The sequence below is a fragment of the Coleofasciculus sp. FACHB-712 genome (assembly GCF_014695635.1).
In the GTDB taxonomy this organism is placed as follows: domain Bacteria; phylum Cyanobacteriota; class Cyanobacteriia; order Cyanobacteriales; family FACHB-T130; genus FACHB-T130.
Genome location: NZ_JACJOQ010000380.1, coordinates 1 through 12,846, shown reverse-complemented (window position 1 = coordinate 12,846; position 12,846 = coordinate 1). Strand labels below are relative to the sequence as shown.

11 protein-coding genes and 1 pseudogene are annotated in these 12,846 nt (G+C 47.4%); 7 read left to right on the top strand and 5 right to left on the bottom strand.

The window, feature by feature from the left end; translation table 11 throughout:
* The first annotated feature begins 259 nt into the window (after positions 1-259).
* On the top strand, positions 260-514 hold the full coding sequence (locus H6F50_RS10605) for a hypothetical protein (protein ID WP_190428668.1): 255 nt from the start codon (positions 260-262) through the stop codon (positions 512-514).
* Positions 515-522: 8 nt separating this feature from the next.
* Here the strand turns inward: H6F50_RS10605 and H6F50_RS10600 are convergent, their stop codons facing one another.
* A complete protein-coding gene (locus tag H6F50_RS10600; protein ID WP_190428667.1) occupies positions 523-1,476 on the bottom strand; it encodes a YihY/virulence factor BrkB family protein in 954 nt (317 codons plus the stop codon).
* A gap of 151 nt (positions 1,477-1,627) precedes the next feature.
* Between H6F50_RS10600 and H6F50_RS10595 the strand changes: the two genes are divergently transcribed.
* The gene (locus H6F50_RS10595; RefSeq protein ID WP_199292084.1) at positions 1,628-2,206 is read left to right on the top strand and encodes a hypothetical protein; all 579 of its coding nucleotides are present in this window, start codon (positions 1,628-1,630) and stop codon (positions 2,204-2,206) included.
* 94 nt (positions 2,207-2,300) lie between these two features.
* Here H6F50_RS10595 and thrC read toward each other — a convergent pair whose 3' ends face one another.
* The 3 genes from thrC to rimO all read right to left on the bottom strand — a co-directional run bounded on the left by thrC (position 2,301) and on the right by rimO (position 6,488).
* Positions 2,301-3,413: a threonine synthase gene (thrC, locus tag H6F50_RS10590; protein ID WP_190428669.1), complete on the bottom strand. Its 1,113-nt coding sequence runs from the start codon at positions 3,411-3,413 to the stop codon at positions 2,301-2,303.
* 187 nt (positions 3,414-3,600) lie between these two features.
* Complete coding sequence (locus H6F50_RS10585) at positions 3,601-5,034, bottom strand: DEAD/DEAH box helicase (RefSeq protein WP_190428666.1); 1,434 nt, start codon at positions 5,032-5,034, stop codon at positions 3,601-3,603.
* A 128-nt stretch (positions 5,035-5,162) separates the two neighbouring features.
* Complete coding sequence (gene rimO / locus H6F50_RS10580; protein WP_190428665.1) at positions 5,163-6,488, bottom strand: 30S ribosomal protein S12 methylthiotransferase RimO; 1,326 nt, start codon at positions 6,486-6,488, stop codon at positions 5,163-5,165.
* Between the two features lie 339 nt (positions 6,489-6,827).
* On the opposite strand from rimO, the gene btpA reads away from it, so the two are divergent.
* The 3 genes from btpA (at position 6,828) to H6F50_RS10565 (ending at position 11,294) form a co-directional block, all read left to right on the top strand.
* Complete coding sequence (btpA, locus tag H6F50_RS10575) at positions 6,828-7,670, top strand: photosystem I biogenesis protein BtpA (protein ID WP_190415113.1); 843 nt, start codon at positions 6,828-6,830, stop codon at positions 7,668-7,670.
* A gap of 163 nt (positions 7,671-7,833) precedes the next feature.
* Positions 7,834-8,778: a vitamin K epoxide reductase family protein gene (locus tag H6F50_RS10570; RefSeq protein ID WP_190428664.1), complete on the top strand. Its 945-nt coding sequence runs from the start codon at positions 7,834-7,836 to the stop codon at positions 8,776-8,778.
* 359 nt (positions 8,779-9,137) lie between these two features.
* Positions 9,138-11,294, top strand: a complete 2,157-nt coding sequence (locus H6F50_RS10565) for a CHASE2 domain-containing protein (RefSeq protein WP_190428663.1) — start codon at positions 9,138-9,140, stop codon at positions 11,292-11,294.
* Between the two features lie 198 nt (positions 11,295-11,492).
* Here the strand turns inward: H6F50_RS10565 and H6F50_RS10560 are convergent, their stop codons facing one another.
* Positions 11,493-11,699 (bottom strand): hypothetical protein, encoded by a 207-nt coding sequence (locus tag H6F50_RS10560; RefSeq protein WP_190428662.1) that lies wholly within the window; start codon positions 11,697-11,699, stop codon positions 11,493-11,495.
* Positions 11,700-11,797: 98 nt separating this feature from the next.
* Between H6F50_RS10560 and nuoB the strand changes: the two are divergent.
* Positions 11,798-12,463, top strand: a pseudogene (gene nuoB, locus H6F50_RS10555) (NADH-quinone oxidoreductase subunit NuoB); the annotation flags it as partial.
* A 114-nt stretch (positions 12,464-12,577) separates the two neighbouring features.
* Positions 12,578-12,846: FAD-dependent monooxygenase (locus H6F50_RS10550; RefSeq protein WP_190428660.1), on the top strand; the 269-nt coding region annotated here is incomplete at its 3' end.

The window sequence follows — 12,846 nt, the reverse complement described above, 5'->3', positions numbered from 1 at the left end:
CTCACTTGATGATGTCTACTTTCTTTATAAATTCTTTTGAGAATCCTTTGAGTTTCTCGGCTTAAATCTCTAATAAATCTCATAAGTCTCTTGTTTTCTTGACTTTTGTTTTAGCTTATTCTACTTTTTATTATGTGTAATTTATTTTACATAAGCACTTACCTTAATATTCTTCTTAAAATTTCTCGTCCATCTTCCCGCAAAGATACGGCGTTTATTTCTGATTGCCGGAACTTTCTTTGTTGGAGGGTCGATTGGCATGGAGTTAGTGAGTGGATTTTACGTATATCACTATGGTCGTTTAATTTGGGGAGCCACTTCAACCAAGCAGACAATACAGGCGATTGGATATATGCTGATGTCAAGCTTGGAAGAGTGCTTGGAGATGGTCGGTGTTGTTCTCTTTATCTATGCAGTGATGTCTTACATGAGTTCCTATGTCAAAGAAGTGCAAATCCGCATTGAGGAGGAAACACCGACGGTTCCCTTAATGAAGTACCCAGAAAAAGTTTAAATCTCAATTTACCCAGCTTTTGATTCTGGTGCCGACTCAGCCTCTAAAGAGGCTAGTTTCGCCTTGCTGTGATGCCGCATAGATTCTCCCACCGTAACGTTTAACTGATCGCCAATCAGCAGTACTAGAGAACTCATATACAGCCATAGCATTAAAACAATAACGGCACCTACTGCACCATAGGCTTTGTTGTAATTACCAAAGTTAGAGACGTAAAGCCGAAACAAAGCTGATATAATCGCCCAGGATACAGCCGCTACCATTGCTCCTGGCATAATCGGGGTTCCAGCAACCCAGCGGCTAGGACCATAGCGATAGATAAAAGCAAAGGCTGAGGCAACAATGCCTAATGCCAAAGGCCAGCTAAAAAGCCGCCAAATACTTAACAATTCCAATAATCCACTTTGGCTGATTAATAGCTTCACAATCAGGTCGCTAATAAATACTAAAAAGGAAGCAATAATCAGCAGGACAATGGTACCAATTGTTAGAGCGATAGAAATTAATTTGGCTTTCCAAAAGGGTCGGGTTTGTTCTAGCGGAATCTGATGGATTTGATCGAGAGCGGTCATGGCGGCACTCAGCGCCCCAGAAGACGCCCAAATAGCTGCAACAAAACTGAGGGAAAACAGCCCTTGATTTTGCGATTGACTGATTTCGCGGGCAAAACCTTCAATAAGGAAAAGAGCTTCTTGAGGAGCAATTTCACTCAATTGCTTAGCTAACCCTTCAAAAGTGTCTGATGAGGATTGAAACAGGCCAATTGCGGTCAAGATTGCCAAAATGGCTGGAAACAAAGCTAACATGGCGTTGTAGGCCATTTCTGCCGAAAGTCCTGTTAACCGCCGTTGGGCTACGCGCTGGAAGGTTTTCTTTAAAGTCGCCCAGCTGAGATGTCGAAAGAAACGGAAAAAACGGATTGAGGAGCCTCTAAGAGCAGCATAGGCTAAGAACGAGCGCATTATTGTTTGATTCCGTATACAACGTTTTCTATACTGTGCCAAATCAACTACTAAGGTTACAGGGGTTTTGTAAAACTATCGATAGTGTGTATGACAAATCGGCAAATTTTGTTAAAAATTGATCGTTGTAACCGATGAGGAGTCGTTATTAATGGCCCACGAGGTAGCGCAGTGGTTGGCTGAAATTAAGACCCTGAAACAGCAGCTAGCAGAGTTAGAGCGCGATCGCGATGCGGCTTTGGAAAGTGCGGCAAACTGGCGTCAACTGTATAACACAGAAGCGCAGCAACGCCGAACTGAGGCAAAGCTAGCTCAACAACAGATTGAAAAGCTCAAAAGTCAACTACGGCAACTCCAGAGTTCACCACAACCCACAGAGGACGATCCGGGTGCTATGGAGGCAATTCGTGCAGAAGTAGAACAACTAGAAAATTTGGAGGAGTTAAAAGCGAAACTAACCGAGGCGATGGTTGAGCGCGATCGCCTTACCCAGGCTTTAAAATCTGAGCAGACCAATCATGCACAAACCCGCAGAAGTTTAACGACTGCGATTGGGGATACCCTCGATCGACTTAGTCGGGAGCGCATAACCCGCCAACCAGCGGCATCAGGCCAATCAGCTCCGCGCGGTCAGTGGGTAGGAGTAAGCACTCAAGCTAGCAAAAACAATAAACAAACCCCTCCGTCTTCACAAGAAGAGGAGGGGCGCAATCCCGGCTCAAAAGCTTAAAAGGTGTAAAGTTCCCTCCTTAACCACCGCAATAAGGAAGGTTTGGAGGGAGCGCACACTTCAGAAATAATCTAATGAAACTGAGCCTAACTGCTCAAAATCCCATCACCTGCGCCACGGTCGCTAAATCTGGCTCAATTCCCTGTTTAAACGAATTTTCGCTATGTTTAATTGCCGTATCTGGGTCTTTTAAACCATTCCCAGTCAGGACGCACACTACGGTAGCGCCTGCGGGAACTTGATCTTTTACTTTCAGAAGTCCAGCAACGGAAGCCGCACTAGCAGGTTCGCAGAAAATACCTTCTTCGGATGCCAAGAGACGATAGGCTTCTAAAATTTCGGCATCTGTCACTGCGTTGAACTGACCCATGCTGGCTTGTTGAGTAGCGATCGCCCGTTCCCAGTTAGCAGGATTACCGATGCGAATAGCGGTTGCCAGGGTTTCTGGATTCGGCACTGCCTGACCTGTAACCAGGGGAGATGCGCCAGACGCTTGGAATCCCATCATTCGGGGCAAGCGATCGCATTTCCCTTCCTGATGATATTGACAAAATCCCATCCAGTATGCAGTTATATTTCCGGCATTCCCTACGGGGATGCACAGCCAATCGGGAGCATTTCCTAACGCTTCTACCACTTCAAAAGCAGCAGTTTTTTGTCCTTCTAAGCGATAGGGATTTACCGAGTTCACCAGCGTGACGGGGTAATTTTCTGCCATCTCCCGTACAATTTCAAGCGCCCGGTCAAAATTTCCTTTAATTGCCAAAACTTCCGCCCCATACAGCAACGCCTGAGCTAACTTGCCTAGCGCCACGTAACCATCAGGAATCAATACAAACGCTCGCATTCCGCCCCGACGGGCATAGGCAGCAGCAGCGGCTGAAGTGTTGCCGGTACTGGCGCAAATGACGGCTTTGGCACCAGCTTCCTTTGCCTTAGAAATTGCCATCGTCATCCCCCGGTCTTTAAAGCTACCAGTGGGATTGAGACCGTCATACTTCACCAACACGCGCACCTGTTTACCCACAATCTGAGAGATCGCGGGAACCGGGATCAATGGAGTATTGCCCTCCAGCAGTGTTACGACTGGCGTTGTGTCCGTCACCGGCAGATATTGCCGATATGCCTCAATCAGTCCAGGCCAGGACTGCCGTCCAACAGGGTTACTTAGGGCAGGAGAATTCGCAGCAGATACAGTTAAAGCCACAGGAGTCAGAGAGGGGAAAGGGATTGCCAAAGTGGGTTCGCTCCAGAGTTTGTCTATAAAAAACCGACCCTTGAACTAAACCCACTCTTCTCAAAATGGAGAGGGGAGACGGGGAGAAGTTCACCCCTGTCATTTATTCTCTCTCCTTCAACAGAAGCTAGAAGAAATTTTCGTTTTCTACGCTACTTTAATTGCGGATTTCTTCAGGCTTTTGCCTTCTGACTTCTGTGTTCTCGCTTTTCACTTCTGGTTTGGGACGCTTGATCAGCTTTGGCTTAGTAGAGATTCCCCGATCGTCCATTGGTGTTTCTTGTTCGCTGGACATCCAAGAGGGACGAGTTTGGTCGTACACCATTTGCAGTGCTGCTGCCGCGATCGCGTGGGCGTCGTATTCTTCACTCAATTGCGCCACGACAGGCAAGAACGAAGCCATGCGCTCTCCGCTCAATACTTCGCGTACTTGAGCTTGCAGTTTTTCCAGACGTCGCCCTTCGATCTCCGCCCGTGTGGGAATTTGGACGATTTTCAGGGTTTGTCGGACTTTCCGCTCAATTAGCACCAATTTCCGACGATCCATTGGTTGAATCAGGGAAATAGCTGTTCCTGCGTTACCAGCGCGACCTGTACGCCCGATCCGGTGGATGTAACTTTCCACGCTATCTGGCAGATCGTAGTTAATCACATGGCTCAGGTGGTCAACGTCTAAACCCCGCGCCGCAATATCGGTGGCGACTACCCAGCGCACTTGGTGTTGGCGGAACCTCATCAGCAGCCGTTCCCGGGCTTGTTGATTGAGGTCGCCGTGGTACTCGTCTACACTGTGACCGGCAGCTTGCAGTTGGTTGGTCAGTTCCGCGGCTGTCTTGCGCGTCCGCACGAAGATTAAGGCAGATTCGGGATCTTCCAGTTCTAGGATGGGCAGCAAGGCGCGAGATTTTGACCAGCCGCGGGGCACCATGTATACCACCTGGTTAATCCGGGAGGGAGCAGCTTTGGGCTGCTCTACAGAGACGTTCATCGGCGATCGCAAGAACTTCGCAATCAATTTTTGAATGGTCGGCGGCATTGTCGCCGAGAAAAATGCCGTCTGACGCTCGGTGGGGACTTGCTTGAGGATGGTTTCTACATCGTCAATAAAGCCCATGCTCAACATTTCATCGGCTTCATCTAATACCAGCCAGTTGACTTGATCGAGCTTAAGCTCTCCCCGGTTGAGCAAATCAATCACCCGTCCTGGGGTTCCAACTACGATCTGAACGCCCTGCCTGAGGCGCTGGATCTGCCGGTCGATAGCTTGACCGCCATATACTGTCAGCACGCCCAACCGTCGCTCGTTGCTAAAGCTGCGAATTGCCAGAGCAACTTGCTGAGCTAATTCCCGCGTCGGTGTCAAAATCAGTGATTGGACTGCGGGATTTTTAATGTCGATCCGTTCCAAAATCGGCAGCGAAAAAGCCGCTGTTTTGCCGGTTCCAGTTTGGGATTGTCCCACCACATCCCGGCCCGCCAACAGATGAGGAATGGCTTGGGATTGAATTTGTGTGGGCGCAGTAAAGCCTAGTTTTTCTAGTTGCTGAATGCGAGCTTCTGAAAGGCCTAGGCTTGTGAACGAAAGGGTCATAATTTGTTGTTAGTTGTTAGTGTTCGAGAATTGTGAATTGCGAAGTATGAAGTTTTTAAGTATGAAGTTTGAAGTATGAATTAATATTTGCCTTGGTTCTTCAGCCTTCATTCTTGAGTTGTCATTCTTCATGCTTCGGGCTTGGCGACATGACCATACAGGTCGTAGATGTCAGTGCTTGTAATTTCCACCGATGCTATAGAACCTAATGGGACGTCGCCTTGGACGTAGACTAATCCGTCTACCTCCGGAGAAAATCGGGCAGATCGACCGATTAATTCCCCAGTTTCTGGATGTTCTTGCTCAATCAAGACATCAACCATCTTGCCGACACAAGCTTGATTTTTTCTCAAGGAAATTGGCTGCTGAACTTCCATCAAGGCATCCCTGCGGATATCCATGACTTCTTGGGGCAGTTGATTGGGCAAGGTGAAGGCAGGGGTGCCTTCTTCTGGAGAAAAAGTAAACACACCTACATGGTCAAATTCATGGCGCTGGACGAACTGTAGCAAGTGTGCAAAATGCTCTTCCGTTTCGCCAGGGAACCCGACAATGAAAGTGGTTCGCAGTACAGCATCAGGCAGAGCTGTTTTAATCCGCTCAATAATTTGGTCGTTTACCTGTCCCTGCCAAGGTCGGTTCATGGCGCGGAGAATTTCCGGGTGGGAGTGCTGTAACGGCAAATCCAAATAGGGCAATACGTTAGGAGTCTCCTGAATTGCTTCGATGACGGCTGGTGTTAAGCCTGTGGGATAGGCATAGTGCATCCGAATCCACGGAATGTTAACCTTTCCCAACTCCCGTAGAAGTTCCGCCAGTTTCGGCTTCCCGTAAATATCCAGACCGTAGTTGGTAGTGATCTGGGAGATGAGAATTAACTCTTGGACTCCTTCCGAGGCTAGCTGGTGGGCTTCGGCGACGATGGATTCAATGGAGCGCGATCGCTGATTTCCCCGGAGATGGGGAATAATGCAGAACGCGCAGCGGTAATCACATCCTTCCGCTACCCGCAGGTACGCGACACCTTCCGATGTCGTGCGGTAGCGAGGCGTTGTTTCATCGGCTATGTAGGTCGGCAGCTCTGAAACTTGCTTGACCCGTTCACCGCCTTCCACTCGTTGAACCACATCGACGATTTGGTGATAATCGCCGGTGCCCACCACGGCAACTGCTTCTGGCAATTCATCCAGCAGCTGCTCTTGGAAGTGCTGCGCCATGCAGCCTGTGATTACAATCTTTTTGTTCGCTTCCGCCAGTTCTACTAAGGTGCGGACAGACTCTGTCCTTGCAGCCTCAATAAAACTACATGTATTAACTATAACATATTCTGCTAATTCTTCATTACTGTCTACTTGGTACCCTGCCTGTACCAACAGACCTAACATATGTTCGGTATCAATACGGTTTTTTTCGCAGCCCAAGTGAGAAATTGCAATTGTTGGCTTATTGCCCATGCGGTTTAAATACGGCTAAAGAAATTCTGTTAGAAGCTGAAGCCAAAATATTATACCCTATTCTTGGCACAGCAGTGTACGACCCAGTGGGACGTGAGTGTCAAACTGGGAGGATCGGGTTTGGGTATGAAGATAGGAGTTGAGTCGTTGAAGAATCTATCTTCCACTCACTAACCAGAGTAGGGAACTGGATAGTGGTATCTACCCCTGTCTCCATTCTAGATAAAATTCTAGAATGGCATCATCCAAGATGCGATTCATTTCACTGCTATTTTTGCTGCTTGGAGGAGAAGAACCGACAGGTGTAGCAAGAATTCGCCGGTGTTTTCAGGTAGACAAGTGGACTTAAATCAAATCTTCAAGACACCGAATCCCATCATTGGCGTGGTTCATCTTCTGCCGCTGCCGACATCTCCCCGCTGGGGAGGTAGCCTGAAAGCGGTTATCGATCGAGCTGAGCAGGAAGCGACCGCGCTATCTGCTGGAGGCGTGAACGGCATTATTGTGGAAAATTTCTTTGACGCCCCTTTTAGTAAAAACCAGGTAGATCCAGCGGTCGTTAGTGCAATGACACTGATTATCCAGCGGCTCATGAACTTGGTGACGTTACCTGTAGGCATTAATGTATTACGCAATGATGCCCATAGCGCGATCGCAATTGCATCCTGCGTCCACGCTCAGTTTATCCGCGTCAACGTCCTCACCGGGGTCATGGCAACTGACCAAGGGCTGATTGAGGGCGAGGCGCATCAATTGCTCCGTTACCGTCGGGAATTGGGCAGTAATGTAAAAATTTTGGCAGATGTCTTAGTCAAGCACGGTCGCCCTTTAGGTTCCCCGAATCTGACCACAGCAGTGCAAGAGACGATTGAGCGGGGTTTGGCAGATGGCGTCATTTTAAGTGGCTGGGCGACGGGTAGCCCTCCGAGTCTAGAAGACTTGGAACTAGCAACCGCCGCTGCCAACGGGACGCCCGTATTTATCGGCAGTGGTGCCAACTGGGAAAATATTTCTACGCTGATGCAAGCCGCAGATGGCGTGATTGTTTCCAGCTCTCTCAAGCGCCACGGGCGGATCGAGCAGCCCATTGACCCGATCCGGGTCAGCCAATTTGTGGAAGCAACCCGACGCAGCTTTGCGACCAAAGCGGAACCCAAGCCAGTTTCTTCGGTCACTTATTAGTTGTTAGTTGCAGTTGTTAGTTGTTAGTTTTTAGTTGTTGGTTTTCTAAATTAACTCCAAAAAACTAACATCTCAAAACTTTTTACTGAGTCCTCTAGCCTGCGATAATTTCGCGCTTCAGTTTTCGATTCTCACTTCTTAGCCCTCCTACCTCAGTTCTGACATGAGCCGCCGACGTTCTACTCCCTGGATTCATCGCTGGTCCCGTCTGCTGATTGCGGCGATCGCTATTTTAGGTGCCTTAGTGACAGGCTATCTAACCGTAGTCAAGCTAACAGGAGGCTCTGCTGCCTGTCCCACCAGCGGTTGCAATCAAGTCCTCTCCAGCCCCTACGCCACCGTCTTTGGTGTTCCCTTAACTTTGTTTGGCTTGCTGGCTTATGTCAGCATGGTCGCTTTTGCCCTCGCTCCAATGGCAGCCAACCCAGTTGAAAAAAAAGACCTGCATTCTCAACTAGAAAACTGGACATGGTTGCTATTATTTGCCGGTGGCACCGCTATGACGGTTTTCAGCGGCTACTTGATGTATCTACTGGCATTTGAAATCAAAGCCGTTTGTCTCTACTGTCTTGCCTCCGCTTTCTTCTCCCTTAGCTTGTTAGTGCTGACCTTGATCGGTCGCGCTTGGGAGGACTGGGGACAACTCTTTTTTACCGGGATCGTCGTGGCAATGGTAGCCCTAGTTAGCACTCTGGGCGTCTATGCCACTGTGAAATCACCAGTCGCTTCAGGGGGTGGCTCCGCCTCCACCGGATCGCAAACATTTCCCATTACCACCGTCTCTAGCTCCGCAGAAGTTGCTTTAGCGAAACATCTTGAAGCAGCAGGAGCTAAAATGTACGGTGCTTTCTGGTGTTCTCACTGCCACGATCAAAAGCAATTGTTTGGTAAAGAAGCATTCAGCCAAGTCAATTACGTTGAGTGTGCCGATCCCAATGCTCCACAAAAGCAGGCGGAAATCTGCCAAAAAGCGGGAATTCAAAGCTACCCCAGCTGGGAAGTCAACGGTAAATTGGTCGAGCCAGGTGTGAAATCTTTAGAGAAACTGGCTGATTTATCGGGTTATACAGGTCCTCGCAACTTTCAGAACTCCTTGCCAGGGCTTTAAATTTGGGTGCCCTAGAAAATAGCGATGTCACCCGAAACGGAAAAAAAGATATTTGCCGTAGAAGTATTTGGCCTTTTCAGCAGTTGCTAAAATTAAAACCGAATACTTCTACGGCAAAATCTTTGGCATGATGGGGTATCGTTTCATCATCCAATTATTTAGCACTTTACGGATAGCCAAAACAGCGACAACGCTGCTGTCTTAGTATTGAAGAAAGGATAATCAGCAACTCTGATTTTGAAAAAGTCTCTCATTGACCAGACTTAAAGTTTGCACCGAGCCATCTACACATACTGAGGAAAGTTGTATCACGATGGTGTATACAACAAAATTGTTTGGATAACCCTGCAACCAGGTCGATGGTAAAAAAAAGTATATGGACAAGATTGAAGCAACAGCTTCAACAAGAGCGCCGAGTACCAATCGCTTCGTCGGCTGTTGCAAGCTGCATCATTATCCTGCGGATGGCTGGACTGTTTCAATCCTGGGAGTTGGCAGCCTTAGACCAGATGTTTCTTTTGCGTTCTTCAGAACCAATAGACGAGCGCATAGTGATTGTCGAAATTAACGAAAAAGACTTAAAGCACGTAGGACAATGGCCCATTCCTGACGCAGTCATGGCAACTTTAGTACAAAAACTAAATGCCTTTGAGCCACGAGCGATTGGTCTGGATATTTATCGCGATCTCCCAGTACCACCCGGTCATGTAGAATTCATCAAAGCTGTTCAAACGATCCCTAACTTGATCGGAATTGAACTATTGAAGACTGAAAAAAGCTTGGGTGTTCCACCATCCCCAGTACTAAACCGTCTCCAGCAAGTTGGTTTTAATAATGTGGTCGTTGATGCTGATGGTAAGGTGCGTCGTAGCTTTTTATATGCACATGTAGATAACAAACTACATACAAGTTTTGCGCTCCAGTTGGCGTTGATTTATTTGAAGGAAAAGGGAATTACTCCTAGACCATCGCGCGTGAACCCTGATTACCTACAGCTAGGGAGGGGTGTCTTCCCAGTTTTTAAATCAAATGATGGGGCTTATGTAACGGCTGATTCCAAGGGTTATCAAATATTAGCTAACTTTAAGCAACCCAATAGCTTTCAGATTGTTTCAATGGTAGATGTTCTGGCAAACCGCGTACAACCCAGCCTTCTGCGCGATCGCATTGTTTTGATTGGTTCAACCGCACCCAGCCTCCAGGATTTTTTCTACACCCCTTACAGTAGCCGTCTCAACCAAGGCGCACAAAGGATTTCAGGTGTCGAACTCCAAGCCAATTTTACCAGTGCGCTCCTGAGCGCTGCTCTGGACGGACGTTCCTTAATCAACGTCTGGCTCGATCTCGTAGAAGCCTTGTGGATTTTGGTTTGGTCGTGGATAGGTGCCTATATCAGTTGGCGATTGCGTCTCCCTAGAAAGTCTGGTCTCAGTATTTTAGCGGCTGGGGCTGGATTGCTCGGTATTTCCTACCTGGCCTTTCTCTTCGGTTGGTGGATACCGCTGATTCCTCCACTCCTGGGGCTTGTAGGGTCTGCGATCGCGATCGTGAGTCATCTGGCTTATTTGGAGGAGGAGTTAAAACGCTCTAAAGAGTTTTTGCAGAAGGTGATTAATACCATCCCCGATCCAATTTTTGTCAAAGACAAAGAACATCGTTGGATTATTTTAAATCAGGCATATTGCAAATTTATTGGTTATCCCCTAGAAACTTTACTTAAAAAGTCTGCTTATGAGTTTTTTCCTAAACATGAGGCTGAAGTTTTTTGGCAGAACAATGAGCAAGTGTTACAAGGTGGTGAGGAGCAAGAAAATGAAGAAGAATTTACGGATATCTTTGGTACAACTCACCTAATCGCTACCAAGCGATCGCTCCACAAAGATGCTGCCGGTAATATTTTTTTAGTTGGTGTCATCCGAGATATCACTGAACGCAAGCGGATAGAAGAAGAGTTGAAACGAACGGCAGAAGAGTTAATCCGTTCTAACGCCGAATTAAAGCTTTCAGAAGACCAGATGCGTCATCTGGCTTATCACGATCCACTGACTGGTCTACCTAACCGTAAACAATTCTATGAACGCATGGTTCAAGCTCTAGAATGGGGTAGTAGTAATAACCAGTTGTTTGCTCTTTTGTTTCTTGATCTGGATGGCTTTAAGCAGGTTAATGACACCCTCGGACATGACATGGGCGACCTGCTCTTACGGATGGTCGCTCAACGACTCACGGGTTGCTTGCGCGGCAGCGATACCGTCTCGCGTTTGGGTGGTGACGAATTTACAGTAATTTTACCTGCAATTAGTAGAGTTCAAGATGCTGCCAGAGTTGCAGAAAAGACTTTATCAACCCTATCTCAGCCTTTCATTCTCAACGGACAAACTATCTTCGTAACTGTCAGTATTGGTATTAGCATCTATCCTTTTAATGGGAACACTGTAGATACCTTAATTAAAAATGCAGACTCTGCTATGTACCGTGCCAAAGAACAGGGTCGCAATCGATTTCAATTCTTCTGATACTATTTTCTTGAGGAGTTGCAATTTACTCGTTGCTAATTAATAAAAATGCGCTTGCTCATTAGTTATGAAACAGTTGCTATTAAAGAATAACGAATTCATTAATCAATAAAGAAATTTAAAATTACTCGTAGTCTTTCTAAAAATATTGCCTCAAAAACTGTAGATGACCTCTACAACCGGGCAACCCTGTTCAGTCTATGGTCTATCCTGTTCAGGAGTGCTTTTGCCTTCATGGAAGGGACGTTCACAGCCCGTTTTGATTTTGACTGGAGAATATTTAGAATCGCCCAGTCGGGTGAATGCACGCAAAGAATTAGTTGTAACGATAGGAATGTAAGCCTCTGTTCTTCCCCAGCTGATATGAGAAACAGAAGCGATCGCCTCTAGTTGAACTGATTTCACGAGGTGTTCAAGATGAACGCAATTCCAACTTCTATGTAGACCGGGATCCACAACATTCTCGATGCAAGCGTTTATAGATTGAGCTAAAGGAGGAAAAGATGAATCCGACAGCAACCATTATTGAACCTGACAAGCAAAAATCTCAGATTCTCAACCCCATTGAACGACCTGAGATTACCCATAGTCTTTCTGAAAATGTCGTTTTGACAACCGTAGACGATTTTTACAACTGGGCACGCCTCTCCAGCCTGTGGCCTATGATGTTTGGGACTGCCTGCTGCTTTATTGAAATGATGGGGATGTTTGCAGCCCGTTTTGATTTTGACAGATTTGGCTTGAAACCTTGGGCAAGTCCTCGTCAGGCTGACTTGATGATTACCGCAGGCACCATCACGATGAAAATGGCTCCAACATTGGTGCGCCTCTACGAACAAATGCCAGAACCCAAGTACGTGATTGCAATGGGTGCTTGCACGATTACTGGCGGGATGTTCAGCGCAGACTCACCAACGGCGGTGCGAGGAGTCGATAAGTTGATTTCCGTAGATGTTTATCTGCCGGGGTGTCCTCCCAGACCAGAAGCCGTGATTGATGCAATTATTAAACTACGTAAGAAAATTGCCAATGACTCGATGCAGGAGCGAGCTATCATTGCTCAGACTCATCGATACTACAGCATTCGTCACCAGATGAAGGCAGTTTCGCCAGCCGTTACGGGTGAATATTTAGAATCCCCCAGTCGGGTGAATGCACCCAAAGAATTAGTTGCAACGATGGAAATGCAAGCCTCTGTTCGTTCCCAGCCGATTTTAGAAACAGAAGCGATCGCCTCTAGTTGAACTGATTTCAAGTTGAACTGATTTCACGAGGTGTTCAAGATGAACGCAATTCCAACTACTCCGCAGACCGAGATCCCCGCCACGACCCACGATATTCTTGATGTACAGCAAACACACTGCTGCATTGTCGGTGGAGGGCCTGCGGGGGCTGTCCTAGCGCTTCTCCTAGCCCGTCAAGGCATCCCAGTGATGTTGCTGGAGGTACACAAAGATTTCGACCGCGATTTTCGGGGAGACACGCTTCATCCATCGGTGATGGAAATCATGGATGAACTCGGTTTGGCGGATCGCTTGTTGCAGATGCGTCA

Coding starts and splice junctions, on each gene's coding strand:
- H6F50_RS10605 (WP_190428668.1), top strand. CDS start 260: ATGGAGTTAGTGAGTGGATTTTACGTATATCACTATGGTCGTTTAATT.
- H6F50_RS10600 (WP_190428667.1), bottom strand. CDS start 1,476: ATGCGCTCGTTCTTAGCCTATGCTGCTCTTAGAGGCTCCTCAATCCGT.
- H6F50_RS10595 (WP_199292084.1), top strand. CDS start 1,628: ATGGCCCACGAGGTAGCGCAGTGGTTGGCTGAAATTAAGACCCTGAAA.
- H6F50_RS10585 (WP_190428666.1), bottom strand. CDS start 5,034: ATGACCCTTTCGTTCACAAGCCTAGGCCTTTCAGAAGCTCGCATTCAG.
- rimO (WP_190428665.1), bottom strand. CDS start 6,488: ATGGGCAATAAGCCAACAATTGCAATTTCTCACTTGGGCTGCGAAAAA.
- H6F50_RS10570 (WP_190428664.1), top strand. CDS start 7,834: ATGAGCCGCCGACGTTCTACTCCCTGGATTCATCGCTGGTCCCGTCTG.
- H6F50_RS10565 (WP_190428663.1), top strand. CDS start 9,138: ATGGTAAAAAAAAGTATATGGACAAGATTGAAGCAACAGCTTCAACAA.